Genomic DNA, 25,280 nt, shown 5'->3' with positions numbered 1-25,280 from the left:
CTCAGGCCGCCATCGCCGCGAGGCGGGCGATCGTCCAGTACGACGCCACGCCGCCGATCGCATACAGCGCCGCCTGCCGGGCCGGCTCCAGCCGCGGGAGCCGGCGCACGGCCAGCATCACCAGGCCGCAGGCCGCCACGACCAGCAGCTGGCCGCCTTCGACACCGAGGTTGAACGTGAGCAGCGCGATGTTCGCGTGCCGTGCCGGCAGGCCGATCTCGGCCAGCGCGCCGGCGAACCCCAGTCCGTGCACCAGGCCGAAGAGGAAAGCCACCAGCGCGGGCCAGCGGCACGTGAGCGTGTCTTCGCGTTTGAGCGCCTCCACGGCGACCAGCATGATCGACAGCGCAATCGTCGCTTCCACCGGTGGCGGCCGCAGGCTCAACGCCCCCAGCGCGCTCGCGGCCAAAGTGATGCTGTGGGCGAGCGTGAAGGCGGTGATGGTGGCCAGCAGCCGGCGCTGGAAGCCCACGAGGAACAGCAGGCTGATCACGAACAGCAGGTGGTCGAAGCCGCTGAGGATGTGCTCGACCCCCAGCAGCGCGTACGTGACGGCGACGTCCCCGGCGGCGCGCGTGTCCTCGGCCCCGCCGTACAGGCGCACCGTCGGGCGCCGTGAAGTCAAGGTGTAGGCGCGCTCCTCGCCGCTCTTCCAGCGGATCGTGATGATGGCCGCCGAGTAGCTGCGGCCCAGCCCCTGCACTTCGAGCTCGCCCTGCAGGCCCCGGGCGCAATCGAGCGTACGGTTTTCCTCGACGGTGCAGCCCTCGGGCCAATGCACCGTGAGTTCGGCGTCGATCGGCTGGCCTTGCGCGGGCACGCCCCAGGACCAGAGCAATTGCCCGCCGGGCATCTCGCGCATCGTCATCTCGGCCGTGGTCATTTCGTGCGCGCGCGCCACGCCGCCCTGCAGCAACAGGACGAGCGCGAGGCCGGCGGCGGCAAGCCAGCGCGGCACGTTCATGCGCCGCCCCCGTCGCGCACGCGGTACTTGCGCGCCAGCGCCTTCACGGCCTGCGCGGTGAGCTTGCCGGCCGTGTCGTCCTTCCAGTCCTGGTAGACGGCGTCGCGCACCTCGCCGTAGCTGGCCGTGCGGCCGGGCGTGCGTTCCTGCAGGCGCACCGCCCGCAGGCCGGTGGCACTCTCGAGGACCGTCCACGTGCCGGGCGGCAGGGCCTCCAGGGCGCGGGTGAACGGTTCGCCATAGGCATCGATCACCGTCTCGCGCGGGCGTTGCCTGAAGCTGCGCAGGCCGGCTTCGAGCGCCGGTGTGCCCTGGCCATTGAGGGCGGCGGCGAACTTGCGCAGGCTCTCGGGCGGCGTGTCGCCGGCCGGCACGGCCTCCTCGAACGTGAGGCGCGCGGGCACGTCGTAGCGCTTGCGATTGCCCTCGAACCAGGCGGACAGGCGCGCTTCGTCGATGGGGGGCAGCACGATGCCCGCCTGCACCACGTTGAGCGCCTTGAAGATGACGCGCTCGCGCATGGCCGGATCGCCCTTGTCCAGGCCGAGGGCCAGGCCTTCGCGGTACAGGATCTCGTTGTCGAGCCAGCGGCCGATGAACTGCCGCATTTCGGCGGCGGTGGGTTCGCGCCGCGCAGCGGTCACGAAGGTGTCGTGCGCCTCCTTGCGCACCGCGGCGGGCACGACGATGTCGCGCTCACCGCCACGCACCGCCGTGAGCGCGGCGTCGGCCGCGAAGATCGATGCGCCGAGCACGACGAAGTGGAACAGCGGCTCGCGCAGCAGCTTGGCGAGCCAGGGCGGGGTGGGCAGGTGATGCGGCAGGGTCATGGGCGGGAAGCGGTCGAAATAAGCGCAGGCTCGGCTTCGGGCGCGGCGGCGCGCTGCGCCTCGCGTACGCGCGCGAGCACCTGCTGCGCGAGCGGGTAGTTGCTGGCCCGCAGGTCGCGCGCGAGGCCAGCCAGTGCATCGGACGCCGGCTGGAACTCGGGGCTGGCCGTGAGCAGGTCCAGCAGCGGCGGCCCGAGCCGGTCCAGCATCACACGCGGGTCGGGATCGGGGCGCACCTGCAGGCCGAGCGCCAGGTACCTCGCGCGGGCGCGCCAGTACGCGACGAGCCCGTCGCGCGCGGGATCACGCGCGGCCAGCGCGCCCGCGGGCACCTCGGGCAGCAGGTGCAGCAACGCTTGCAGGCGCTCGCGCGGCGCGGCCTCGGGGGCGTAATCGGTGCGCGCGGCGCGGTGGGCGACGATGGGCAGGTCGTCGGTGTTGGCAGGCGCATCCCCCGCGAGCTGACGCAGGCCCGCGGCATCGGCCAGCACGGCGCCCAGCACCGCATAGGCGCTGTCCACGTGCGCGAGCCCGAGCTGCGTGGCGAGGTTCGGGGCCGGGGCCGCGAGGCGTCGGCGCACTTCGTCCAGCCGCCACACCGGCCTATCGGGCCGGGCGACCAGCCCGATCACCGGCGAGTCCAGGCCGTTGCTCGCGAGCACGGCGATCGCGTGCGGGTAGACCTGCAGGTACGCGGCCACGACGCTGCGCAGCGTGCCCAGGTCCATCTGGTGCAGCGCGAGCCACTGGCAGAACACGCCACCGGGCGCGAGCCGCTCGCGGATGGCACGGAAATGTTCCACCGTGTACAGGCTGCCTGCACCGCTGCGCGCCGGATGGAACAGGTCGGACACGATCACGTCGTAGCGCTCGTCGTCGGCCTGGACCCAGCGGCGCGCGTCCGCGGTGACGATGTCCACGGGATGCGCGGCGCGCGGTGCGGCAGGGCGCAGCATGAACAGCTGGGAGGCCCGCACGACTTCCGGCAGCAGTTCGACCGCGCGCACCTGCACGCGCGGGTCGAGCGCCGCGGCATGCGCCGTGTAGCCGGTGCCCAGCCCGAGAAACAGCGCGCGCGACGGTCCCCCGTGCAGCAGCAGCGGCAGCTGCGCCAGGCGCACTTCGACCTGGCCGCCCGCCGTGCTGCCTTCCTGCACGCGGTTGTTGATGTGCGGCCGCGCGACATCGTCGGCATCGGCCACCACGCTGACCGCCGCCATCGGGCCTTCGCGCTCGAACAGCACACGTCCGCCCTCGGGCACATCGACGAAATGCAGCGGCGGACCGAGCAGCGCCAACGCACCGGCGAGGGCGACCAGCACCGCGCCATGCGGGCGTTGCCAGCTGCGCGCAGAGCACAGTGCAACGTATGCGGCGGCTATCAACGCGAGCACCAGCCGCGCACCCAGCAGCGGCACGAGCCCCGCACCGACCAGCGCCGGCGCCAGCGCCGCGCCCAGCGTGTTGAGGCCCACGGCCCGCCCGAGCGGCCAGCCCTCGGCCTGGGCCTGCCGGCACAGGAGCGGGAACAACGCCCCCATCACCAGCGAAGGCGGCACCAGGGCCACGGCGCCGGCGAGCGCTTCACCCAGCAGCGCCGCGCCCAGCCCCGGCCCGAACCACTGCGTGGGCCAGGCCACGAGCCGGTCGGCCCAGAACAGGCCGATGCCGCCGGCCAGTGCCGCCGCGGCGAGCCACAGCAGCAGCCGGTCGATCCACCGCGGCCAGGACCGCGGCGCGGCCGCGGCGCGCCGCCACATCGCCGCCCCCGCTGCCGTGCCGAGAAGGAAGAGGGCGAGGAGCACGGCGTAGGTGTAGACGGTGTTCTCGCACACCTGGGCCAGCACGCGCAAGGCGAGCACCTCGATGCCGATGCCCAGCAACCCGGTCAGCAGCAGGCGCCAGCCCGTGGCGCCCAGGGCGAATCGCGCGGGTGGCGACTGCACCGGCACCTCGATGCGCGAGCGGCCCCACAGCAGCAGCGCGATCAGCGCGCACAGCAGGTTGACGGCGGCGAAGCCGGCGGCGGTGGCGCGCAGCCCCGCACCGGGCAAGGCGACGAACACGGCCAACAGCAGCCCGAGCAGCGCACCGGCCGTGTTGGCGGCGTAAAGCATCGGCAGCGGCACGCCGGTGCCGCGCAGCTGGCGCTCGAGCGCCGGCAGCGTGGCGCCCATGGCCAGCGTCGCCGGCAACAGCAGCACCAGCGGCACGAACAGCGCGCAGGCAGCGTGCAGCCAGGGCGCGGGTTGCGGCCCGATCCAGCGCGCCATGGGGCCCGCCAACGTCGGCAGGAGCAGGACCAGCACGAGGCCCCACACGCCGACCACCGCCTCCAGCGCGGCGTACCAGGTCGCCGGACGCGTGCTGCGCTCGATGCGTGCGGCCAGCCCCCAGGCGCCCCCGGCCAGCCCGGCAAAGAAGGCGCCCAGCACCGCGAGCACCGAAATCATTTCATGGCCGAGCGCGACGCCGAAGCGGGCGGTCCACGCCAGTTGCCAGGTTAGGCCGCAAGCGCCGGAGAGAACGAGCAGCAGCATCGGCGCGGCGAGCCGCGCGCGCGCGGGGCGGGCCATGTCGGGTGCCGGCATGGCGCCCGGATGCAAGACGGAAGAACGATTCAAAAGCAAAGCCCGGACAGCGTCCGGGTCCGACGACAAAGCGGATCCGTCCACGCCCGGGCGGGCGCGGACGGGCTGGCGGCGTTCAGCGTGCGCCGGCGACCGTGGCGCTGCCGTTCACCTGAACGAAGACCGGGTTGCTGTAGAACCACAGATCGGCCCAGGCGGCGACGTCGAAGCTGGAGTACTTCACGCCGTTGACCGTGCGCAGGTGCGACGGGCAGGCCGCGTCCGTGCACGGGATCGTGCCGGCGACGGACTGGTCGTTGGGCGACACCTTGAAGTCGAGGATCGGGTTGCCGTCGGCATCGGTCTCGTTCGGTGTGGCCGGCGGCAGGTTGGTGCCGCGCAGGCGGAAATACTGCGACTGGGTCACGCCCGAGACCTTGTAGCTCATCACCTTCACGCCGCCGTCCAGGGCCGTCCAGCTCGCCGCGTTGAAGACCTTCTTGATCTTCGTGCTGTCGTTGCGCGCGCCGCCGGTGTTGTTGTTCGGCGTGAGCAGGCCCGTGGAGAGGTTGGGCACGACGGTGCCCTTGTAGTTGGCATCGGTGGGCGCGAGGTACCCGGTCACGTTGCCGCCGATCAGGTCGACGTGGTCCAGCACCGGCGCGTTCAGCGGCTGGATCACGTTGATCTGCTGGAGCGACGGGTTGGGGAAGCTGTAGGGCGAGTTGTTGGTGCCCTGCGGGTCGCGCACGGCAATACCCACCATCAGCTCGGCGCCCTGGCGTACGACGAGCTTCTCGCCCATGGTCGCGCAGCCGTCGATGCGCACCTCGCCGCCCTTGGCGACCGCGTTGGCCGCAGCCTTTTCCACCAGCTGCTTGAAGGCGCTGGAGGGCACGGCGGGATTGCGCGTGCACACCACGAAGGCCAGGCGGTCGATCAGGTCGCCGCTGGTCGCCCAGGCGTTGCCCGAGCGCAGGCCGTCGATGATGCCCTCGGCCGCGAGGTTGTTCGTGCCCTTGCGCACCATCACGTGCGTCTTCTGGAACTCGCCGGGCTGGAAGTCCTGGGTGCTCTCGCGCTGGTCCGGGCCGAAGCTGCCGCGGTTGTGGTAGTCGGAGCTGGCGAAGAACCACCAGTTGCGGCCTTCACCCAGCAGCGCATCCCACACGCCGCCGATCTGCGCCGCGTAGATGCCGGTGCCGCCATAGGTGCCGCCGCCCACCGAGTTCGGGAAGCCGCCAGCCACGCCGCCGACGACGGTGGGGCCGTATTCGCCGCGATTCATCGCCGCCTGGTGGCCGGGCATGGACTCGAAGCCGAAGGCGATCTGCGGGCCGGCGTTGTTGAAGTCGCGCAGGTGCTCGATGTTGTAGCCGTTGTTGCCCGTGGCGTTGTACGGGCCCGGGCGCTCCAGGTGCGCCGGCACGAAGTAGGAAGTGGTCGGCGCCTTGGCGGCCATCCACCTGATGCCCTCCAGCGTCTTGGTGTGGCCCAGGTCCGGGGTGGTCGAGCTGTTCGTGCCCTTGATCTTGGCCGCGGTGGGGTCCATCAGGCTGTTGTTGGCGCTGCCCGGCACCGAGCAGTCCCACTGGTTTTCCGCTCCGCGGCTGGTGTCGCTGTCGCTGCGGTCGAAGCAGTACTCGTACTGCGCCATCAGCGAAGCATCGCCGGCGACGCCGGCATTCGGCCAGGGCAGTTGTCCCGTGAGCACGGTGGTCGAGATGTGCTCGTGGCCCGGCGCGTTCTGCTCGACGCCGATCCACACGGGCTTCTGGCGCGCGCGGCCCTCGGCTTCGGCCACCGGGTACTGGAACTCCTTGATCTCCTGCCAGCGCCACATGGCCTTGGAGGAAACGCCGTTGATCGTGGACGACGGATTGTTGTTGCCCTTGATGTCCGCCACGCCGTTCGGCAGGGTGGCTTGCCAGGCCTGGTTCGGGCCTTTGCCGGCCGACGCCGGCTGGCCACCCGTGGGGTACGTGGCGGGCGGCCACGGGCCGGTGCTGCTGGATGTCAGGCCCAGCGCAGGCACGACCGGCTCGATCGGGTCTTCCGCCAGCGTGCAGTTGCGGGCGCTGCTGCCTCCGTGGTCGGCCTGCACGAACCAGTCGAGGTTCCAGGTGCCGACCGACTTGGCGATCAGCTTCTTCATCGACAGCGTGCCGTCCGAGCAGGTCGTGTGGTTGTGGAAGTCGCCGGTCACGTAGGTGCCGGCGGCCTTGTCCCTGGCCTTGTCCGCGGCGGATGCGGGCGAGTGCGGGGCAAGGGCGGCCGCGCCGACCAGGGCGCAGGCGGCCAGGGCGATCTCGCCGCGGGTGAAGTTCTTCGTCATCGTGTTTTCCTTCTTGAGGGTTCGTGGGCGCCGGTCAGCTGGCGAGCTGGTCGCCCAGCAGGCGGTAGGTGCCGTTGACGTTGACCACCTTGGTGCTGAAGGGCACGGAGGTGCTGTCGGCATCCGCATTCACGATCGTGCCGGTCAGCGTGCACACGTTGTTGGCGTCGCAGCCCGTCAGCTGCGCATCGGTGAGCGTCACCTGCGGGAACAGCGAGTGCTGGGCCGACGCGCCCAGCGCCGCGGCCTCCTGATTCAAGGCGTCGATGACCTGGGCCTTCGTCATGCCGCTATCGAGATACGCGTCGTCGAAGGCATCCGCATTGGTGGAGCTGGTGAGGCCGCCCTGGGTGGCGAGTTGCGCGAGCACGGTCGCGTAGGTGGTGGTGCCTGCGTTGCTGGCTGCCGGGGTGCTGCCACCGCCGCCGCAGGCGGTGAGCGCTGCCGCCGTGACGAGACCGGCCAGGGCGCGCAGATCGATGTTCTTCATGGGACTCTTCTCCGTGTCAGTGGGGGTACTTGCGCGGCAGCGGCACCGGAGCGGGCGGCTGCGCGACGGACGGGAGTCTGCGCACGCGCCGTTGCAACGCGATGACAGCCCGGTGACGCTGGAGCGTCACGCGCATGTCACGCCTGCGCCATAGAGTTGTGCACCGTGATCGCCCTTGCCCCGCGACTGGCGACGGTCGCCTGCTTCCTTGTTCTCGTGGCCGGCGGCGACCGCGCCTGTGCCGCCGACGGCGGCACTCCCGTTGCCTGCACGACGCCCCAGGCAGGCTTCGGCGCCGCGCAACTGCGCTGCGAAATCGCGCCATCGGTTCAGGCACAGGTGCTGCGTTTCCGCGCCGCGTTCCAGGGTGTGCACGACGACTCCACCGCCGGATTCGGCGCCAGCCTCGACGGCCGGCCGGTCACGTGCAGCGTGGGCAGCCGGCCCCGCATCGAGGGCGACGGCGACGGCGACACGCTCTCCTGCACATTCGCCGTGCCCGCGGCTGCGGCGGCACGCGAGCTGCGCATCCAGCTCGTGTGGCACCACGCGGAGCCTGTGGCCTACGCGCTGCGGCGCGACTGAACGCACACCGGGACTTCCACGCCTCTTTCCAGCTGAAGCAGAGCTCGGTGGAGCGGAGCTGACAGGGGCCATCGACCCTCGCCGACGGTGCCGACGTCCGTCACTGGCCCAGCATGGGGCGATGCGCGCCGTATTCGTGACCGATCAGAAGCAGGAGTGGTTCGAGATACCGGACGCCGCCGTCGTGACGGCGCGCCACTACCTGGCGCAAACCGACACGGGCCGCGACGCTGGCGTGCGGGTGCTGAACCTGTGCCGCACCGGCCGCTACCAGGGACGCGGCTACTACGTGTCGCTCCTCGCCGAGGCCCGCGGCCAGCGGCCGCTTCCCGAAGTCAAGACCGTGGAGGACCTGAAGTCCGAAGCCCGCGTGCAGGCGCTGTCGCAGCAGCTCGACCCGCTGGTGCAGGAGACGCTGCATCACGACGAGAGCGACCGCTTCGAGCTCGATGTCTACTTCGGGAAGGACCCGGCGCAACGCCACCAGGTCGTGGCGGACAAGCTGTTCGCGAGCGTGCGCGCGCCGCTGCTGCGCGCCCTGTTTGCCCGCGCCGACGGGCGCTGGCGCCTGGACGCCGTCCAGGCCATCGGCCTCGCCGACATTCCGCCGCAGCACCGTGCATTCCTGCTGGAAGCCGCGAAGGCATTCATTGCCGCGGCGCCGGCGCCCCCGCCGAAGCGCACCGGCACGGGCCGGCCGCGGCTGGCCATCCTGTGGGACCCGGACGAGCCGCACAAGCCGTCCAACGAGGAAGCCCTGCGGCGGCTCGTGCGGACTGCGCCGCTGGTGGGACTTGAGGCCGAGCTCATCGGCCCGGATGCGATGGACCGCCTGCCGGAATTCGACGGCCTGTTCAATCGCGCCAGCCCCGAAGTCAACGGCGTCATCTACGAGTTCGTGCGCCGGGCCGAATCGCTGGGCATGCCGGTCGTCGACGATCCCGAGTCCATCCTCAAGTGCCTGAACAAGGTGTACATGCACGAGCTGATGAGCCGGCATCGCATCGCCACGCCCAGGACGCTGACGGTCCACCGCGGGAACCTCGACCAGGTCGTGCCCACGCTGGGCGTGCCGTGCGTGCTCAAGCTGCCGGACAGCGGCTTCGGCCTGGACGTGGTGAAGATCGAATCGGAAGACGACCTGCGGCGCGAGGCCGAGCGCTTCTTCAGGGTGTCGGAACTCATCGTCGCGCAGGAGTGGCTCCCGACCGGCTTCGACTGGCGGGTCGGCGTCTACGACCGGCGCCCGCTGTTCGTCGCCAAGTACTTCATGGCGCCCGGCTACTGGAAGATCATCGAGGTCGCCGAAGGGCAGCCGATGGTCGAGGGCAAGACGGTGGCGATGTCGGTGGGCGAGGCGCCCGAACAGGTGATCAACACGGCCGTGCGCGCCGCCAACCTGATCGGCCGCGGCCTGTATGGGGTGGACCTGAAGCAGGTGGACGACCGCGTCCTGCTCATCGAGGTCAACTGCAATCCGAACATCGACGCGGGCAACGAAGACCAGGTACTGGGCGAGGCGCTCTACCGCGAAATCCTTGGCGTGTTCGCGCGCCGCATCGCGGAGCGAAGAGGCGAATGGAATTCGGCGTAAGCAACGGCAGCCTCCAGCAGCAGCGCACCGGCTGCCTCGTGGTCGGTGTGTACGAGGGGCGCAAGCTTTCGCCGGCGGCGATGGAGCTCGATGCCGCATCGGATCGGGCCTTCACCGAGGCCGTCGGAAGCGGCGACCTCGAGGGCGAGCTCGGCACGACGCTGCTGCTGCGCGACGTTCCGAAGGTGGCCGCCGAACGGGTGCTTCTCGTCGGCCTGGGCCGCGAGCGCGAATTCCGCGAGACCAGTTATCGCACGGCGCTCTCCTCGGCGATGAAGACGCTGCAGACCACGGGCGCCGCGGAGGCGACGGTCTGCCTGAACGAGCTCCCCGTGAAGGGCCGCGACGCCGCATGGAAGATCGAGCAGGCGGTGCTCGCCGTCATGGAGGGGGCATACCGCTTCGACAGGTTGAAGAGCAAGCCGCCGCAAGGCAAGCGCGCCCTGAAGAAGGTGGTCTTCCGCGCCGCGGATCGCCCGCAGGCGAGCGCCGGCGCGGCGGCGATCGATCGCGCCGTGGCGATCGCCGAGGGCATCACGCTCGCCCGGGATCTCGGCAACATGCCCAGCAATATCTGCACCCCGACGTACCTCGCCGGGCAGGCGCGGGAGGTCGGCCAGCGCCACGGCTTCAAGGTCGAGGTCCTCGAGCGGGAAGACATGAGGACGCTGGGCATGGGCGCGTTCCTCGCGGTGGCGCGCGGCAGCCGCGAGCCGCCGAAGTTCATCGTCATGGAGTACCACGGCGGCGCCGGCGAGGCGCCGCCGGTGGTGCTCGTCGGCAAGGGCATCACGTTCGACACCGGGGGCATCTCCATCAAGCCCGCGCCCGAGATGGACGAGATGAAATTCGACATGTGCGGCGCGGCGAGCGTATTCGGCGCGCTGCGCGCCGCCGCGCTCATGAAGCTGCCGCTCAACGTCGTCGGCATCATCCCGGCCACCGAGAACATGCCCGGCGGCGACGCGATCAAGCCGGGTGACATCGTCACCACGATGTCCGGCCTGACCGTGGAAATCCTCGATACGGACGCGGAAGGGCGCCTGGTCCTGGGCGACGCCCTCACCTATGCGGAGAAGTACAAGCCCGCGGTCGTCGTCGACATCGCGACGCTCACCGGCGAGATCGTGAGCGCCCTCGGCGACATCGCCACCGGCCTGTTCTCCAACAGCGACGCGCTGGCGCGCGAAGTCCTCGAAGCGGGCGAAAGCGCGTGGGACCGCGCCTGGCACATGCCGCTCTGGGACGAGTACCAGGAGGCGCTCAAGTCGAACTTCGCGGATTTGCCGAACACCGGCTCCGGCGTCGACTCCGCGGTGACCGCGGCTTGTTTCCTCTCGCGGTTCACCACGCGCTATCCGTGGGCACACCTCGACATCGCGGGAACGGCATCGAGGAGCGGTGCGGACAAGGGCGCGACGGGCAGACCCGTGGCGCTTCTTGCGCATTTCCTCGCGCGGCGGGCGGAACGGATTTCCTCGCGCGGCGATTCCGGGTCTGCCCACGCTGTCGGGACAGCGTGACATGCGTCAGGGTGCGAGGAGGACGACCGGGGCTTCGCCGGCCTGCAGCAGGTCGAGCGCTTCGGCGGCGGCCTTGCTCAGGTCGATGATGCGGCCACGCGTGTGGGGGCCGCGGTCGTTGATGCGAACGAGCACCTCCCGCCCATTCTGCGTGTTGCGCACCAGCACACGAGTGCCGAACGCAAGCGTGCGGTGAGCGGCGGTCAGCGCGTTCATGTCGAAACGCTCACCGCTCGCCGTGCGCTTGCCATCGAAGCCGGGCCCGTACCAGGAGGCCTTCCCGCGGCCGAGCTCGGCGCCGGGCGCCTGCATCGGTGCGCCTGAATCCGGATTCGGTCGAGCGAGATCCGGCCGCGTGGAGCAGCCGGCGAGAACGCTCGCGAGGACGATCAGCAGGCAGCCCGGCAGCCTCACTCGTCCACCCTCGCGCGCCCGGCCTTCACCTGCGAGCGGATCGCCTTGCCCTGCAGGCGCCGCTGCTTCGAGCCGTAAGTCGGCCTGGTCGGCCGCCGCAGGGTGGGCGTCTGCGAAGCCTGCGCGACCAGTTCCTCCAGGCGGGCCATGGCCAGGGCCTTGTTCTGTTCCTGGCTGCGAGCGGACTGCGCCTTCAGGATGAGGACGCCCTCCCTGGTCACGCGCCGGCCGGGCATGGCGAGCAGCCTCTCCTTCACGTCGGCCGGCAGCGACGAGGCGCGGATGTCGTAGCGCAGGTGGACGGCCGTGGACACCTTGTTCACGTTCTGCCCGCCCGGGCCCTGGGCGCGCATGGCAGTGAACTCGACTTCCTCGGGACGGATGAGGGGCGGCATGGGCTGGCGCAAGCCTACCCGATCGGCGTGCCGCCCCGTGCCGAACCCTCCTGCGGAGCATGCCCCGGTCATCCCTGCAAATATCGCATTGCGATACGCGTCGTACGCGGTTCCCCGAATGCGCGCTGCGCCGCCGCTGCCAAAATACATTTGGACAAATTCGACAGGGCGCCACGACCATGGAAGTCACCCACAACCTCGCGTTCGGCTTCTCGCATGCGCTGACGCTCCACAACCTGATGTACTGCGCCATCGGCTGCATGGTCGGCACCTTGGTCGGGCTGTTGCCGGGCCTGGGGCCGCTGGCGACGATCAGCATCCTGCTGCCGCTCACCTACGCGATTCCCACGGGCGGCGCGCTGATCATGCTGGCCGGCATCTACTACGGCGCCCAGTACGGCGACAGCGTCAGCGCGATCACGATGAAGATCCCGCACGCCAGCTCGATCGTGGCCTGCATCGACGGCTACCAGATGACGCTCAAGGGCAAGACGGGCCTGGCCCTGTTCACCGCGGGCATCTCCAGCTTCATCGGCGGCACGGTGGCCATCGTCGTGCTCGCGTGGTTCGCGCCGAAACTGGGGGAAATCGCGTTCCTGTTCGGCCCGGCCGACTACTGCGCGCTGATGGTGGTGGGATTCGTGTGCGTGAGCTTCGTCACGACGGGCTCGCTGCTCAACGGCTTCTCGATGTGCCTGATCGGCGTGCTGCTCGGCCAGATCGGCACCGACGTGAACAGCGGCATGCAGCGCTACACGATGGACATGCCGTTCCTCGCCGACGGCGTGGGCGTGGTGAGCGTCGCGCTCGGCTGCTTCGGCATCGCGGAGATCACCAAGAACCTGGACAACCGGGAAGAGCGCTCGCCGTTCAGCGGCACGATCCACCTGATCCCCACATGGGCCGAATTCAAGCGGATCATTCCCAGTGCGCTGCGCGGCAGCATGGTCGGCTCGTTCATGGGCATCCTGCCGGGCGGCGGGACCGTGATCGCGCAGTTCGCCGCCTATGCCATGGAGCGCAAGGCGAGCAAGTACGCGCACGAGATCGGCCATGGCGCGATCGAGGGCGTGGCCGGGCAGGCCGCGGCCGACGAATCCGCGGCCCGCACCAGCTTCATCCCGCTGATGTCGATCGGCATCCCCGAGAACGCCGTGATGGCGCTGATGATGGCCGCGTTCATCATCAAGGGCATCCAGCCCGGCCCGAACATGATCGCCAGCCACCCGGACCTGTTCTGGGGCCTGGTCGCCTCCATGTGGATCGGCAACTGCTTCCTGGTCGTGCTGAACGTCCCGCTGGTGCGTTACCTGCTGTCGATCTTCAAGGTGCCGTACAACGTCCTGTTCCCCGGCATCCTGTTCTTCTGCTGCATCGGCACCTACAGCGTCAACAACAACATCAACGACGTCTTCATCACCGCCACCTTCGGCCTGCTGGGCTACGTCATGATGCGGCTCGATCTCGAGCCCGCGCCGCTGATGCTGGGATTCATCCTGGGGCCGATGCTGGAAGAGAACTTCCGGCGCGCGCTGCTGCTCAGCCGCGGGAGTTTCGGGACCTTCGTCGAGCGCCCCATCAGCGGCACCCTGATGGGGATCGTCGCGCTGTTCATCGCGTGGCAGTTGACCAAATTCATCCGGACCGTGCGCCGCGGCGCGCCCGTCGCCGCAACCCGCCCGCATTTGAGCGACGCAGGGGGCTGACGTTGGCCGGAGAATCGAGGCATGGCCCTGGACCTGCTGTCGGCGCGGGACGTCGCGATCCTCACGGAAGTGGCGATGATCATCGCGGGCGTCTGGTTCGCGGCGTTCGTGCGCAAGGCCATCCTGGAAATCCTCGCAACCGGCGCCTGGCCGACCTCCGAACCGGATCCACCGGCCCATTCATGACCTGAGTCCCTTGCATACTTCGCGGGATGCAGGCACTCGAACAGATCCTGGCGATGTTCGCCGCCGCCATGCTGCTGGCCGCGGCGGCGCGGCGCGTCGGCGCGCCCTATCCGGTGTTCCTCGCGCTGGGCGGCGCGCTGCTGGCGTTCGTGCCCGGCGTGCCCACCCTCGACTTTCCGGCGGAACTGGTGCTGGCCCTGTTCGTCGCTCCCGTCCTGCTGGATGCGGCGTACGACGCGTCCCTGCGCGACCTGCGCGACAACTGGGCGCCGGTCACCGGGCTCGTCGTGATCGCGGTGGGCCTGACCACGGCTTGCGTCGCGGTGGTGGCCCACGCGCTGATCCCCGACATGCCGTGGGCCGCGGCGGTCGCGCTGGGGGCGATCGTCGCGCCGCCCGATGCGGTCGCCGCGACCGCCGTGTTGCGGGCGCTGCAACCACCGCACCGCATCCTCACCATCCTCGAAGGCGAAAGCCTGTTGAACGATGCGAGTGCGCTGCTGATCTATCGGCTGGCCGTGGGCGCGGTCGCGGCCGGCAGCTTCTCGGTGCGATCCGTCGCGCCGACGTTCCTGCTCGGGGTGCTGGGCAGTCTCGTCGCCGGCCCGGTGCTGGGCTGGCTGATGCAGCGCATGCTGAGCCGGGTGCAGCATGTGCCGACGGCCATCATCCTGCAGTTCGTGGGCACCTTCACCGTGTGGCTGATCGCCGAGCAGGCGGGACTCTCCGGCGTGCTGACCACCGTGTGCTTCGCGGCGACGCTGGCCCGCACCGCGCCGGCCGAGATCCCGGCGCGCATCCGCATTCCCACCAACGCCGTCTGGGCCACGGTGATCTTCGCGCTGAACATCTTCGCGTTCATCTTCATCGGACTGCAGATCCGGCCCATCGTGGTGGACCTGGCCCCTGCCGAACGCGATCGCTACGTCGTCGTGGCCGCCGCCGTGCTGGCCACCGTGATCGTCGTGCGCATCGCCTGGCAGATGTCGTTCAACGCCGTCGTGCGATGGAAGCACCGGCGTTTCGGTTTCCATCCGCCGCGGCCGATGTTGCGGCCCACGGTCGGCAGCGGCCTGGTGATTTCCTGGGCGGGCATGCGCGGCATCGTCACGCTCGCGGCGGCGATCGCGCTGCCGGCGGGTTTTCCGTCGCGCGACCTCATCGTGCTCGTGGCGTTCTCGGTGGTGCTCGGCACCTTGCTGATCCAGGGGCTCACGCTGAAGGCGCTGCTGCGCGCGCTGAACCTGCACGACGGCGACCCGGTCGCCGGCGAGTTGCGCACCGCCCGCGGACGGGTGCTGGAGGCTGCGCTCGATGCGCTGCCCCGCGGCGCGTCAGCCGCAGTCGATCTCGTCCGCAAGGACTTCAAGATCCGCATGGCCGAGGCCAGCGCCACCGCGGGCCGCCTGGAGCCCGCGACCGGCGCCTACGAGGCGGCGTATGGAGCCGCGTTGCAGTCGGCGCGCGGCGCGCTGCTGGCGATGCGAAGCAGCGGCGAGATCGGCGACGATGCCTTTCACGTCATCGAGAACGAGCTGGACGGCATGGAGGTCTCCGATCCGCTGCGCGGCGCCAATGCGGACGAGACCTGAGCGCGCGTGACGGTTGCGGGGCCGGGGCGCACCGTGCATCATCCACCCACTTCACGAAGGACGTCCATGCCGGTCCTCGTTCGTCCCGCCGTCGCTGCCGAGCTGCAGCGAGCGCAAGAGCTCGTCGTGCGCAGCATCAATGACCTGACCGTGCGTCACGGGTTCGGGGCCATGGCCAGCTCGCGGCCGCCGGGGTTTCAGTCGTTCAGCCTGGATGACGATCCAGGCGGCGTGTGGGTGGCCGAGGACGACGGGGAAATCGTCGGCTTCGCCCTCAGCTGGGTGTGCGGTTCGCTGTGGTTCCTGGCCGAGCTTTTCGTCGCGCCGGGCCAGCAGGGGCAGGGGGTGGGCAGCGCGTTGCTCGCCCGGACTTTCGAACACGCGACGAAGGCAGGCGCCACCAACAGGAGCCTCATCACCTTCACCTTCAACGTCGTGTCGCAGGGGCTGTACATCCGCCACGGATTGCAGCCGCGCATGCCGGTCTATTTCTTCAGTGCCCCGCGCGAGGACCTGATGTCCCTTGCAGCGGGGCACGAACTGCGCACCACGCGCCTGGAGCCCACCGAAGCGCATCTTGCGGAACTGGTGCGGCTCGATCACGCCACGTTGGGCGTATCGCGCGAGAAGCATCATCGTTTCCTGCTCGGCGACGCCGGCATGCGCGGCGTCCTCTTTCACGACGCGGGCGAATGCATCGGTTATGGCTACACGTCGGCGACCGGCCATGTGGGTCCGCTCGCGGTTGCCTCGGCGCAGCGCATGGACGATGCGTTCGGAACGGCGCTGGGCCTGGCTGCCGCCAGGGGCGCTGGCCAGGTGTCGGCGTTCGTTCCCGGCGTCAGTGCGGCGGCGCGCATGGCGGCGAGACACCGCATGCGGATCACGTATCCGATGGTGCTCCTGTCGGAGCGGGAATTCGGCGACTGGACCCGCTACCTGCCGCGCAACCCCGGGTTCATGTAGCGTTCGCTTCAGCCCCGGCGCGCCGCCTCGATCGCGGCGATGTCGATCTTTCCCATCCCCATCATGGCCTCGAAGGCGCGCTTGGCCGCGGCGGGATCGGGATCGGTGATCGCCGCCGTGAGCGCGCGTGGCGTGATCTGCCACGACAAGCCCCACTTGTCCTTGCACCAGCCGCAGGCGCTCGCCTGGCCGCCGTTGCCGACGATCGCATTCCACAGGCGATCGGTTTCGGCCTGGTCGTCCGTCGCCACCTGGAACGAGAAAGCCTCGCTGTGCTTGAACGCCGGCCCGCCGTTCAAGGCGAGGCAGGGAATGCCCATCACGGTGAACTCGACCGTCAGCACATCGCCTTGCTTGCCGGAGGGATAGTCGCCGGGCGAGCGATGGACGGCGGTCACGGCGCTGTCGGGAAATGTCTTGGCATAGAACTGCGCGGCTTCCAGGGCCGTGCCGTCGTACCAGAGACAGATCGTGTTCTTGCTGGGCACATTGCTCTCCTGTTCAAGGAACGTGCGGGCATCGTAGCCGACCGCCAGCCCATCAAGTTGACCCGCACTGGCCCGTGCTCGATGATGACCGGGCTCACGGACCAATAGGATGCACCGGCCCAATGACTGAAGTCGAAATCCTCGCGTTCGACGTCTTCGGCACGGTCGTCGACTGGCATGGCAGCATCGCGCGCGAGATCGCGTCGCTGCACCCGCAGGTCGACGCCGACGCCTTCGCCCTCGCGTGGCGTGCCGGCTACCGGCCCGCGATGGCGCGCGTGATGTCGGGCGAGCTGGGCTGGACCTTGATCGACGACCTGCACCGCATGATCCTCGACGGGATCCTGCCGCAGTTCGGGCTGGCGCACCTCGACGAACGGGATCGGCGGCATCTCAATCGCGTGTGGCACCGGCTCGATCCCTGGCCCGATTCCGTCGAAGCCTTGCAGCGGCTGAAGCGGAAGTACATCGTCTGCACCTTGTCCAACGGCAACATCGGCCTGCTCACGCGCATGGCCAGGCGCGCCGGCCTGCCGTGGGACTGTGTGCTCTCCGCCGAAGTGTTCAGGGCGTACAAGCCGGACCCGGCCACCTATCTCGGCGTGGCGCGCGTGTTCGATGTGCCGCCGGAGCGCGTGATGCTGGTGGCGGCCCACCACGACGACCTGGCCGGCGCGCGCGCCTGCGGGCTGCGGACGGCGTACGTGGAGCGGCCCTTGGAGTTCGGGCCGGCGCAGCCGAAGGACGTCAGCCCGCGCGCGGAGAACGACCTGCATGGTCGCGACCTGCTGGAGATCGCCAGCCGGCTGGGTTGTTGAGGGCCCGGCGGCCGGCGCTACTTCGCACCGAACCAGATCACCACCCCGTCGTCCTCCACGGTGATCTTCTGCGGCTGGAAACCGAGCGAATCGGGCACTGCAAGCTCGTTGCGGGAGAACCGGTGCAGGACGACCTCGGCCACCGCGCCGCGCACGACGCTGTCCAGCAGCGCCTGCCACTGCTGGCCGGCTTCCTGCGGAAGGCCGGGCGAGCGCACCCCCAGGATCTCGATCTCGTGGGCGCGCAGCGTCTGGTCGGCCGGCTCATAGCGCACGGCAAACGCCAGATCGATTTCGAAAGCAAGAAGGCGCCTGGTCGAAAGGTCGCTCATCCGGGTGGGAACGGTGGCGCCGAGGCGCTGGCGCGCCGGCAGCAGCTGCAGGCGAGGCGCATCCACCTGCACGTCCAGCAGGCCCGGCAAGGCAAAGCGCACCGGGAACCGGGCCGCCATCGCCTTGCGGAGCTCGTCCGCGGAAATCTTCTGGTGGGGGATGCCGGCTTCGTCGTCGGCCAGCACGCGCGCAGCGGGCCAGCACGCCAGTGCCGCGATCAGGAGGCGTCGATGCATGGCCCATTGTGCGCAGTGGAGGCGGCCAGCTGCACTAGGCCCGCGACAGCCGGCGCCCGCCCTGCGCCTGCGCGCGCGGCAAGCTGGCGCCGACCAGCGCCGCGGCCAAGGTGATGAACCACGAGTAGTACACCCAGAGCAGGAAGGCCAGCAGGGGTGCGAAAGCGCCGTAGACCGTGCGGTAGGTGGGCACGTTGGCGAGGTAGATCGCGAAGCCGCGCTTGCCGAACTCGAAGGCGATGCCGGCGAGCAGGCCGCCTGCGATCGCATTGCGCCAGCGCACGGCGGTGTGCGGCACGAAGCGGAACAGGCAGCTGAAGCCGGCGGCGCCCAGCACCACGGGCCCCAGGTTCAGCGCATGCGGCACCCAGGCGGGTCGCGTCGTCACGAGCGCACCGGACGCCGCCAGCAGATAGGAGGTGGCCCACAGGCTCGCGCCGATGATCATGGGGCCCGCGAGCAGCATCGCAAGGTACAGGGCCAGGCGCCGCAGGACCGGGCGCGGCTTCCTGGCCTGCCAGATCCGGTTGAGCGTGCTCTCCACACCCAGGAGCAGCGCCAGGGCCGACACCAGCAGCGCCGCGAAACCCGCGAGCGTGAGCCCGCTGGCATTGCCCGTGAACTGCGCCAGGTACTTCAGGACGGCCTTGGTGATGTCGGCCGGCAGCAGGCCGCGCAGCAGGTGGTCGCGGATCGCGTCACCGAGAGCGCGCAAGGCCGGGATGCGCGCGAACAGCGCGAAGCTCACCGCCAGCAGCGGCACCAGCGACAGCGCCGTCGTGAAGGCGAGGGCGCCCGCCGACTGCGCGAGGCGTTCTTCCCGGCTGCGCCGGACGATCAGGCTGACCAGGCCGCCCTGGTTCCGGTTGGTATGGGCCACGGCAGGCAATATAGCCGCGCCCCGGCCCCGGCCGGACTTCAGGCGGGGGCGTGCCCGCCGAGCCGGCGAGTCAGGTCGGCCGCCGCCTTGCGCACGGCCTGCACGAACTGGGGCCGCTTGCGGGACGTCGGCATCGTGAGCGTGACCGCCCCCGCGAGTTGCCCGCCGGGGCCGAATACGGGCGCGGAGATCCCGCTCAGGTCCCGCACCCGGTCGCCATCGAGTTCGGCGTAGCCCTGCCGGCGGATCGCTTCGTACGTCGCCCCCTTCGCCCCACCGAACGCGCTGAGCACGCGGCCACCGGCACCGCGGTCCAGGGGCAGCAGGTCGCCTGCCTTGGTGTGGTCGCGCACGAGATGCGGCGAGTCGACGCGGTAGAGGCAAAGGCGATCCTCGCCCTGCCGCACGTGGAATGCGGCGCTTTCCCGCGTCCTGGCCACGAGGTCGCGCAAGACGGGCACGACCTCCGATTCCATCGAGAACGAGCGCGTGTAGACGGCATTGAGCCGGGCCACTTCCGGGCCCAGTGCGTACTGGCCATCCGCCTTGCGCACGACGAGGTGCGCGTGTTCTAGCGAAGCGAGCAGGCGCAGGACCGTGCTCTTGTAGAGCCTGCTGCGATCCGCGAGCTCCCCGAGCGTCAGCGCGGCCTCGCCGGCGCGGAACGCGGCCAGCAGCGACAGCGCCCGGTCCACGGCCGCAACGCCGCCCGGCGCGGAATTCTCGTCGGCGATCGACGGCTCGAGGGCTCTTTTCGGCATGCAGTCTTGACGGCGCCACCGCGCCCACCTATCATTTTCAGAACATCATTCTATTCTACAGAATGATGCCGATCAAGCAAGCCCCGAACCTGGAGACAAACCCATGAATCCGCTCCGCCGCCGCGCGGCCCTGTGCACCCTGGTCGCCTGCGCCGCGGCACCTGTCGCTTCCCTCGCGCAGGCGCGGTATGGCAGCGAACCCATCAAGTTGATCGTTCCCTTCCCGCCGGGCGGCGGCACCGACACGGTGTCGCGCCTGCTGGCCGACAAGATCCGCATCGCGACCGGCTGGAACATCGTGGTCGACAACAAGGCCGGTGCGGGCGGAAATATCGGCATGGATGCCGTGGCGAAGAGCAAGGCCGACGGGTCCACGCTGGGCATGGGCCAGACGGCCAACCTCGCGATCAATCCCGGGCTCTATCCGAAGATGCCGTACGACGCACGCAAGGATTTCGTGCCGGTTGCCGTGGTGGCGACCCAGCCTGTGGTGCTCGTCGTTCGTGCCGATGCGCCCTACAGGACCCTCTCGGAGCTCGTCGCGGCGGCCAGGCTGAAGCCCGGGTCGCTGACCATGGCTTCGGCAGGCAGCGGCACGGTGGGGCACCTGACCGGTGAGCTGTTTGCCAGGCAAGCGGGCTTCCAGCATGTCCATGTCCCCTACAAGGGCGCAGGCCCGGCGACGACCGACCTGCTCGGCGGCCAGGTGACCTACTACTTCGCCACGCCGCAGGCGGTCGCAGGCTTCGTCAAGGCGGGCAAGCTGCGGGCCCTGGCGGTGAGTTCGAATAAGCGCCTTCCGATCCTGCCCGACACCCCCACGATCGCGGAATCGGGGTACAAGGGATTCGAGACCAGCGACTGGAAGATGCTCGTCGCGCCGGCCGGCACACCCGCAGACATCGTGAACCGCCTGGACGCCGAAGTGCAGAAGGTGCTCGCGAAACCCGAAACGATCTCGCAACTGCTCGCCGAAGGCAGCTTGCCCGGCTCCGGCAGCCCCCAGCAGGCCGCCCAGCTCCTGAAGAACGAACAGCAGCGCTGGGCCGCCGTCGTGCGCGAGGCGAAGGTCAAGGTGGACTGATGGGAGCCCCACTGCGCGCCATACGCGTGCTGGACCTCACGAACGTGCTCGCCGGCCCGTTCTGCTGCCATCAGCTGGCGCACATGGGCGCCGACGTCATCAAGGTCGAATCGCTCGCAGGAGGCGACCTCGCGCGCCAGCTGGGCGCCGACGTGGAACTCAGTCGCGCGAACATGGGCGTGTCGTTCCTCGCGCAGAACCCGGGCAAGCGTTCGCTGACGCTGAACCTCAAGAGCGCAGCCGGCAAGGAGGTCTTCCGCCGCCTGGTGCGCACTGCGCACGTGGTGGTGGAGAACTTCCGCCCGGGCGTGATGGACCGGCTGGGCGTGGGCTTCGAAGCCTTGCGTCAGGAGAACCCCACGCTCGTCTACTGCGCGATTTCCGGCTTCGGCCAGGACGGCCCGCTGCGCGACCTGCCCGCCTACGACCAGATCATCCAGGGCATGTCCGGCGTGATGAGCATCACCGGCAGCCCCGAGGCCGCGCCGCTTCGCGTGGGCTATCCCGTCTCGGACACCATCGGCGGCATGACGGCGGCGTTCGCGATCGCCGCTGCCCTGGCCGACCGCGATCGCACCGAGCCGGTGTTCATCGACGTGTCCATGCTCGAAGCGACGATGGCGACCATGGGCTGGGCGGTCTCCAATTTCCTGGTGGCCGGGCGCGAGCCCCAGCCCATGGGCAACGACAACGTCACCGCCAGCCCCTCGGGCGCATTCCGCACCGGCGACGGCCTGATCAACATCGCGGCGAACAAGCAGGAGCAGTTCGAGGAAGTCTGCCGCGTCGTCGGCCGGCCCGAGTGGATTGGCCACCCGCATTTCGCCGACCGCCACTCGCGCCTGCAACATCGCGACGAACTGAAGGCGCTGCTCGAAGAGGCGCTCTCCACCCGCTCCACCGAGGAATGGTGGCAGCACCTGAATGCGGCGGGCGTGCCGGCCGGTCCCGTGTACACGGTGCCGCAGGCCCTGCGGCATCCGCAGGTCGCCGACCGGGGAATGGTCGCCACGTACCGCGACGTGCCGGGCGTCGGGCGCGACGTGCGGATCGTGCGCACGGGATTCAAGCTGAATGGACAGGCACCCGAGGTGCAGCGCCCGCCGCCGCAACTCGGCGAGCACACGGAGGCGATCCTCGAGGAACTGGGCTTCGAGGCGGCGACCGTGCAGTCGCTCAAGGAGCAGAAAGTCGTATGAGCACGCAGAACACCGCAAGCGCCGGGCAGGCCGTGAGCGACTGGTGGCGCACGTCGATCATCGACATGGCACCCGGCGTGATTCGCTACCGCGGATATCCGATCGAGCAACTGATCGGCCGCGTCAGCCTGGCGCACATGATCTGGCTCATGACCCGCGGCGACCTGCCGACCGACGAGCAGGCCTTCCTGCTCGATGCCGCGCTGATGGCGGCCGTCGACCACGGTCCGCAGGCGCCCAGCATCGCGATCTCGCGGATGGCCAGCACCTGCGGCGTCGGCCTGAACAACGCGATGGCCTCGGCCGTGAATGTGCTGGGCGACGTGCATGGAGGCGCCGGCGAGCAGGCGGTGGATCTCTACCAGTCCATCGCGGCGCGCCTGGACGCAGGCGAATGCATCGAGGCCGCCGTGAGCGCCGGGCTCGACGAGGCGATCGAAAGCCACGGCAAGTTCGTCTCCGGGTTCGGGCACCGCTTCCATCCGGTGGACCCGCGCGCCCCGCGCCTGCTGGAACTCGTGGACCAGGCGGCGGCGGCGGGCTCGGTCAGCGGACGCTATGCCCGGATCGGCCGGGCCGTGGAGGCGGCGCTCGCACAGCGCAAGGGCGGCAAACGGATTCCCATGAACATCGACGGTGCGACGGCCGTGATCTACGCCGAGCTCGGGTTTCCCGCGCCGCTGGCACGAGGTCTTTTCTGCCTCTCGCGCTCGGTCGGCATCCTCGCGCACGCGTGGGAGCAGATGCAACAGGGAGGCCGCAACAAGGGGCCGATCCCGCGGCAGTACCTCTGGACCTACGACGGGCCGCCCGAAAGACCCGTGCCTACCACCCCAGCCCGAACCGCAAGGCCAGCATGACGCCGGTCCCGCAGACGATCGTGCCGAACAGGCTGCCTCGCCAGACGTAGAACGCCAGGCCCGCGAGGGCGCCGAAGATCCGTGCGTCGCGCCAGGTGTCGATCAAGTGGCCCTGTGTGATCACCAGTTCCGGGGCCACGACCGCGGCCAGGGCCGCGGTGGGCGCATAGCGAAGCCCCTCGCGCAGCCAGCGCGGCATCGGCAGGTCCTGCTTCGGCAGCAGGAAGAACGAGCGGCACAGCAGCGTGATGACGGCCATGCCGAGCGCGGTGAAGAAGATCTCCCACGGGTTCACGGCCTGTCTCCCGCGCCAGCGGCGCGCGCATGATCGACCAGCACGCCCACCGCCACCGCCGCCGCGATCGCGACGACGATGTTCAACTTCAGCGGGAGTGCGTAGGCCGCCACCGCCGCGCAGGCCGCCACGACGGCGGCCACCCAGCTCGACGGGTTGCGCAGTTGCGTGCAGGTCAGCGCCAGCAGCGCCATCGTTCCCGCGAAGCCGAGGCCCCACGAGGCCGGGATGCCGTGGCCTGCGACGATCCCGGTGATGATGGACAGCTGCCACACACCGTAGGTCACCAGGGCGCTGCCCAGGAAGTAATCCTCGTGCGCGTGGCCGGGCGCGTGCTCGGGAAAACGCCGGATGAACAGCGCGAAGTTCGTGTCGCCCGTCAGGTAACTGAGCGCGATGCGCTTCGGCCGCGGCAGGTGGGCGAAGTAGGGGCGGTAGTGGAAGCTGAACGCCATGAACCGCAGGCTGACGCACAGCGTGGTGGCCCAGACCACCCACATCGGCGCATCCGCCGCGATCAGCGGCAACGACGCGATCTGGGCGGAGCCGGCGTACACCAGCAGGGACATGAAGACGGCGAGCGGCACGCCCATCCCGCTCTTCGCCATGGCGACGCCGGCGACGACGCCCCACGCGGCGATGCCGATCGCCATCGGCACGGCATCGCGGGCTCCTTCGCGAACCAGGGGCCGGCGTGCGATGGCCAGCGCCTCGGCGCGCCATGTTGCGGCACAGGATCTCAGAGACAACGCTTCTCCCCTGTCGAGCCTTCGAAACAGTTCATTGCCCAGCCAGCCCGCGCACCCGCGCGTCATAGCATGGCCTCATCCACCGGAAAGGATCGCTCCCATGAGCAAACGCACACGCTACGCCGACAACAGCAAGCGACGGCAGCCCATCCAGCAGCAACGCGCGCAAGCAGCGCTGCAGATGCGCAACCAGAAGAAAGCCGCCAAGGCCGGCGAGCAGGAGGATACCCAGGAGCGCCCGGCGGAACGGACAAGCCGCTGACGACCTGCTCCTCACGGGATCAGCAGGGCAGCGACGAAGATGCCGATCATCATGAAGGCCAGGACGAATTTCGCCAGCATTCCGGCCAGCAGCCCCAGCCAGGTGGCGATGCCGACGCGAAGGGCCTGGCCATGGTGGCGGCGCGCGACGAACTCGCCCACGGCGGCGCCCACCAGCGGCATGAAGAGGACGCCGACCAGCCCCATGAAGATGCCCGCCACGGTGCCGAGCGCGGCACCGGCCACCGCCTGCCGGCTGGCGCCGGCACGCCGGGCGCCCAGCATCGCGGCGACATAGTCCATCAGCAGCGCCAGCACGGTCAACACGGCGACGGCCCCCAGGGCCCAGGCGCCGACGCGCTGGAAGTCGTCGATCCAGGCGGCGAGCGCGATGCCGGCGAAGACGAGGAGGGGGCCCGGCAACGCGGGCAGCACGATGCCGGCCAGACCGGCGATCATCAGCGCGATGCTGAGGAACCAGAGGAGGGTGTCGTTCACTGCGGCCCGAATCATGCCATCTGACGCGTGCAGTGCGCGCATGTGGGATCGCCCGCTGCTCAGCCGCAGGGCCACCCCTACAATCCGCCATGCTCATTGAACCCATGCTGTCCCGGTTGGTGGTGGCCCGCGACCTGGCGGAAGCGCTGAAAGTGGCGCTGCGCGATTTCGTCGCGCTGCACGGCGCCGAGATGGGCGACGTGCAACTGGTCGGCCGTGACGAAGACCTGGTCATCGTGGAGGCACGCGGCGTGAGCCGCGAGTTCCTGGAGACCTTCCGGCGCGTGTCCGTGAAGTCGGGCAGCGTGTGCGGGCGGGCCGCGCGCGATCGCGCACCGATCTACATTCCGGACGTCGGTGTCGACGCGGAGTTCGCGCCGTACAGGGATTTCGCGGCGACCGTCCCGTTCAAGACCGTCCTGTCGTGTCCGCTGCTCGCGCCCGACGGCGGGCTGGTCGGAATGATCTCGGCGCTGTCCGCCCATCGCTTCGCGCCCACACCCCTGGAGCTCGAGGCGGCCCGCCGCTACTGCGTCGAGTTGTCGGCCGTGATCGGGCAATTCTTCGGTGCGCCGAACTTGCCGGAATGGGCCGAGCAAAGGTCCGCGGCGCTGCTCGCGACCACGCCACTGCGTGCCCGCAAGGTGGCGAACGCCAGGTAGCCGGGG

Annotated in this window: 27 protein-coding genes; 13 read left to right on the top strand and 14 right to left on the bottom strand. The window is 69.9% G+C overall.

What is annotated here, in order from left to right; genetic code table 11:
- Window position 1: 1 nt before the first annotated feature.
- From AC3EF3_RS15520 to AC3EF3_RS15500, 5 genes are all read right to left on the bottom strand, one after another.
- Complete coding sequence (locus AC3EF3_RS15520; protein ID WP_488533045.1) at window positions 2-964, bottom strand: HupE/UreJ family protein; 963 nt, start codon at window positions 962-964, stop codon at window positions 2-4.
- Window positions 961-1,794 carry a peptidyl-prolyl cis-trans isomerase gene (locus tag AC3EF3_RS15515; protein WP_488533044.1) on the bottom strand — a complete coding sequence of 278 codons (834 nt, stop codon included), beginning with the start codon at window positions 1,792-1,794 and terminating at the stop codon, window positions 961-963. The genes AC3EF3_RS15520 and AC3EF3_RS15515 overlap by 4 nt, the downstream gene beginning before the upstream one ends.
- A complete protein-coding gene (locus AC3EF3_RS15510) occupies window positions 1,791-4,385 on the bottom strand; it encodes a fused MFS/spermidine synthase (protein ID WP_488533043.1) in 2,595 nt (864 codons plus the stop codon). The genes AC3EF3_RS15515 and AC3EF3_RS15510 overlap by 4 nt, the downstream gene beginning before the upstream one ends.
- A 115-nt stretch (window positions 4,386-4,500) precedes the next feature.
- Window positions 4,501-6,699 carry a hypothetical protein gene (locus tag AC3EF3_RS15505; protein WP_488533042.1) on the bottom strand — a complete coding sequence of 733 codons (2,199 nt, stop codon included), beginning with the start codon at window positions 6,697-6,699 and terminating at the stop codon, window positions 4,501-4,503.
- A 34-nt stretch (window positions 6,700-6,733) separates the two neighbouring features.
- Window positions 6,734-7,189 carry a hypothetical protein gene (locus tag AC3EF3_RS15500; RefSeq protein ID WP_488533041.1) on the bottom strand — a complete coding sequence of 152 codons (456 nt, stop codon included), beginning with the start codon at window positions 7,187-7,189 and terminating at the stop codon, window positions 6,734-6,736.
- Window positions 7,190-7,354: 165 nt separating this feature from the next.
- On the opposite strand from AC3EF3_RS15500, the gene AC3EF3_RS15495 reads away from it, so the two are divergent.
- The 3 genes from AC3EF3_RS15495 (at window position 7,355) to AC3EF3_RS15485 (ending at window position 10,891) form a co-directional block, all read left to right on the top strand.
- Window positions 7,355-7,774 carry a hypothetical protein gene (locus AC3EF3_RS15495; protein WP_488533040.1) on the top strand — a complete coding sequence of 140 codons (420 nt, stop codon included), beginning with the start codon at window positions 7,355-7,357 and terminating at the stop codon, window positions 7,772-7,774.
- A 121-nt stretch (window positions 7,775-7,895) separates the two neighbouring features.
- A complete protein-coding gene (locus tag AC3EF3_RS15490; protein WP_488533039.1) occupies window positions 7,896-9,368 on the top strand; it encodes a RimK family ATP-grasp domain-containing protein in 1,473 nt (490 codons plus the stop codon).
- Window positions 9,353-10,891, top strand: a complete 1,539-nt coding sequence (locus tag AC3EF3_RS15485) for a leucyl aminopeptidase (protein WP_488533038.1) — start codon at window positions 9,353-9,355, stop codon at window positions 10,889-10,891. Before AC3EF3_RS15490 ends, AC3EF3_RS15485 begins: the two co-directional genes overlap by 16 nt.
- A gap of 6 nt (window positions 10,892-10,897) precedes the next feature.
- Here the strand turns inward: AC3EF3_RS15485 and AC3EF3_RS15480 are convergent, their stop codons facing one another.
- Together AC3EF3_RS15480 and arfB are read right to left on the bottom strand one after the other, a co-directional pair.
- Complete coding sequence (locus AC3EF3_RS15480) at window positions 10,898-11,305, bottom strand: septal ring lytic transglycosylase RlpA family protein (protein WP_488533037.1); 408 nt, start codon at window positions 11,303-11,305, stop codon at window positions 10,898-10,900.
- A complete protein-coding gene (gene arfB, locus AC3EF3_RS15475) occupies window positions 11,302-11,700 on the bottom strand; it encodes an alternative ribosome rescue aminoacyl-tRNA hydrolase ArfB (RefSeq protein ID WP_488533036.1) in 399 nt (132 codons plus the stop codon). Before arfB ends, AC3EF3_RS15480 begins: the two co-directional genes overlap by 4 nt.
- A 179-nt stretch (window positions 11,701-11,879) precedes the next feature.
- On the opposite strand from arfB, the gene AC3EF3_RS15470 reads away from it, so the two are divergent.
- From AC3EF3_RS15470 to AC3EF3_RS15455, 4 genes are all read left to right on the top strand, one after another.
- Window positions 11,880-13,406 (top strand): tripartite tricarboxylate transporter permease, encoded by a 1,527-nt coding sequence (locus tag AC3EF3_RS15470; protein WP_488533035.1) that lies wholly within the window; start codon window positions 11,880-11,882, stop codon window positions 13,404-13,406.
- 21 nt (window positions 13,407-13,427) lie between these two features.
- Window positions 13,428-13,592: a hypothetical protein gene (locus tag AC3EF3_RS15465; protein ID WP_488533034.1), complete on the top strand. Its 165-nt coding sequence runs from the start codon at window positions 13,428-13,430 to the stop codon at window positions 13,590-13,592.
- A gap of 26 nt (window positions 13,593-13,618) precedes the next feature.
- The gene (locus tag AC3EF3_RS15460) at window positions 13,619-15,184 is read left to right on the top strand and encodes a cation:proton antiporter (RefSeq protein ID WP_488533033.1); all 1,566 of its coding nucleotides are present in this window, start codon (window positions 13,619-13,621) and stop codon (window positions 15,182-15,184) included.
- A gap of 66 nt (window positions 15,185-15,250) precedes the next feature.
- On the top strand, window positions 15,251-16,150 hold the full coding sequence (locus tag AC3EF3_RS15455; protein ID WP_488533032.1) for a GNAT family N-acetyltransferase: 900 nt from the start codon (window positions 15,251-15,253) through the stop codon (window positions 16,148-16,150).
- Between the two features lie 8 nt (window positions 16,151-16,158).
- Here the strand turns inward: AC3EF3_RS15455 and AC3EF3_RS15450 are convergent, their stop codons facing one another.
- Window positions 16,159-16,638: a VOC family protein gene (locus AC3EF3_RS15450; RefSeq protein ID WP_488533031.1), complete on the bottom strand. Its 480-nt coding sequence runs from the start codon at window positions 16,636-16,638 to the stop codon at window positions 16,159-16,161.
- A gap of 122 nt (window positions 16,639-16,760) precedes the next feature.
- Between AC3EF3_RS15450 and AC3EF3_RS15445 the strand changes: the two genes are divergently transcribed.
- A complete protein-coding gene (locus AC3EF3_RS15445) occupies window positions 16,761-17,456 on the top strand; it encodes a haloacid dehalogenase type II (RefSeq protein ID WP_488533030.1) in 696 nt (231 codons plus the stop codon).
- A 17-nt stretch (window positions 17,457-17,473) separates the two neighbouring features.
- Here the strand turns inward: AC3EF3_RS15445 and AC3EF3_RS15440 are convergent, their stop codons facing one another.
- From AC3EF3_RS15440 to AC3EF3_RS15430, 3 genes are read right to left on the bottom strand one after another with little or no spacing between them, the layout of a single operon-like run.
- Window positions 17,474-18,025, bottom strand: a complete 552-nt coding sequence (locus AC3EF3_RS15440) for a DUF1439 domain-containing protein (protein ID WP_488533029.1) — start codon at window positions 18,023-18,025, stop codon at window positions 17,474-17,476.
- Window positions 18,026-18,059: 34 nt separating this feature from the next.
- The gene (locus AC3EF3_RS15435) at window positions 18,060-18,905 is read right to left on the bottom strand and encodes a YihY family inner membrane protein (protein ID WP_488533028.1); all 846 of its coding nucleotides are present in this window, start codon (window positions 18,903-18,905) and stop codon (window positions 18,060-18,062) included.
- A 38-nt stretch (window positions 18,906-18,943) separates the two neighbouring features.
- Window positions 18,944-19,666, bottom strand: a complete 723-nt coding sequence (locus AC3EF3_RS15430; RefSeq protein ID WP_488533027.1) for an IclR family transcriptional regulator — start codon at window positions 19,664-19,666, stop codon at window positions 18,944-18,946.
- Between the two features lie 103 nt (window positions 19,667-19,769).
- On the opposite strand from AC3EF3_RS15430, the gene AC3EF3_RS15425 reads away from it, so the two are divergent.
- The 3 genes from AC3EF3_RS15425 to AC3EF3_RS15415 are packed head-to-tail and all read left to right on the top strand — an operon-like array spanning window position 19,770 to window position 22,809.
- Window positions 19,770-20,750, top strand: a complete 981-nt coding sequence (locus AC3EF3_RS15425; RefSeq protein ID WP_488533026.1) for a Bug family tripartite tricarboxylate transporter substrate binding protein — start codon at window positions 19,770-19,772, stop codon at window positions 20,748-20,750.
- Window positions 20,750-21,949, top strand: coding sequence for a CaiB/BaiF CoA transferase family protein (locus tag AC3EF3_RS15420; RefSeq protein ID WP_488533025.1), 1,200 nt, complete (start codon window positions 20,750-20,752; stop codon window positions 21,947-21,949). The genes AC3EF3_RS15425 and AC3EF3_RS15420 overlap by 1 nt, the downstream gene beginning before the upstream one ends.
- Window positions 21,946-22,809: a citryl-CoA lyase gene (locus AC3EF3_RS15415; protein WP_488533024.1), complete on the top strand. Its 864-nt coding sequence runs from the start codon at window positions 21,946-21,948 to the stop codon at window positions 22,807-22,809. Before AC3EF3_RS15420 ends, AC3EF3_RS15415 begins: the two co-directional genes overlap by 4 nt.
- On the opposite strand, the gene AC3EF3_RS15410 is transcribed toward AC3EF3_RS15415, so the two are convergent.
- On the bottom strand, window positions 22,775-23,104 hold the full coding sequence (locus AC3EF3_RS15410; RefSeq protein WP_488533023.1) for an AzlD domain-containing protein: 330 nt from the start codon (window positions 23,102-23,104) through the stop codon (window positions 22,775-22,777). The two genes, AC3EF3_RS15415 and AC3EF3_RS15410, sit on opposite strands and share 35 nt — an antisense overlap.
- Window positions 23,101-23,757, bottom strand: a complete 657-nt coding sequence (locus tag AC3EF3_RS15405) for an AzlC family ABC transporter permease (RefSeq protein ID WP_488533809.1) — start codon at window positions 23,755-23,757, stop codon at window positions 23,101-23,103. The genes AC3EF3_RS15410 and AC3EF3_RS15405 overlap by 4 nt, the downstream gene beginning before the upstream one ends.
- Before the next feature lie 196 nt (window positions 23,758-23,953).
- Between AC3EF3_RS15405 and AC3EF3_RS15400 the strand changes: the two genes are divergently transcribed.
- Window positions 23,954-24,115: a hypothetical protein gene (locus AC3EF3_RS15400; RefSeq protein WP_488533022.1), complete on the top strand. Its 162-nt coding sequence runs from the start codon at window positions 23,954-23,956 to the stop codon at window positions 24,113-24,115.
- Window positions 24,116-24,126: 11 nt separating this feature from the next.
- Here the strand turns inward: AC3EF3_RS15400 and AC3EF3_RS15395 are convergent, their stop codons facing one another.
- Window positions 24,127-24,612, bottom strand: coding sequence for a DUF456 domain-containing protein (locus AC3EF3_RS15395; protein WP_488533021.1), 486 nt, complete (start codon window positions 24,610-24,612; stop codon window positions 24,127-24,129).
- 89 nt (window positions 24,613-24,701) lie between these two features.
- Between AC3EF3_RS15395 and AC3EF3_RS15390 the strand changes: the two genes are divergently transcribed.
- Window positions 24,702-25,274 (top strand): GAF domain-containing protein, encoded by a 573-nt coding sequence (locus AC3EF3_RS15390; RefSeq protein WP_488533020.1) that lies wholly within the window; start codon window positions 24,702-24,704, stop codon window positions 25,272-25,274.
- Window positions 25,275-25,280 lie beyond the last annotated feature (6 nt).

This window comes from Ramlibacter sp. GS1-15 (genome assembly GCF_057785015.1).
The sequence above is the reverse complement of the archived record's forward strand: the minus strand, read 5'-3'. Positions and strand labels throughout refer to the sequence as shown.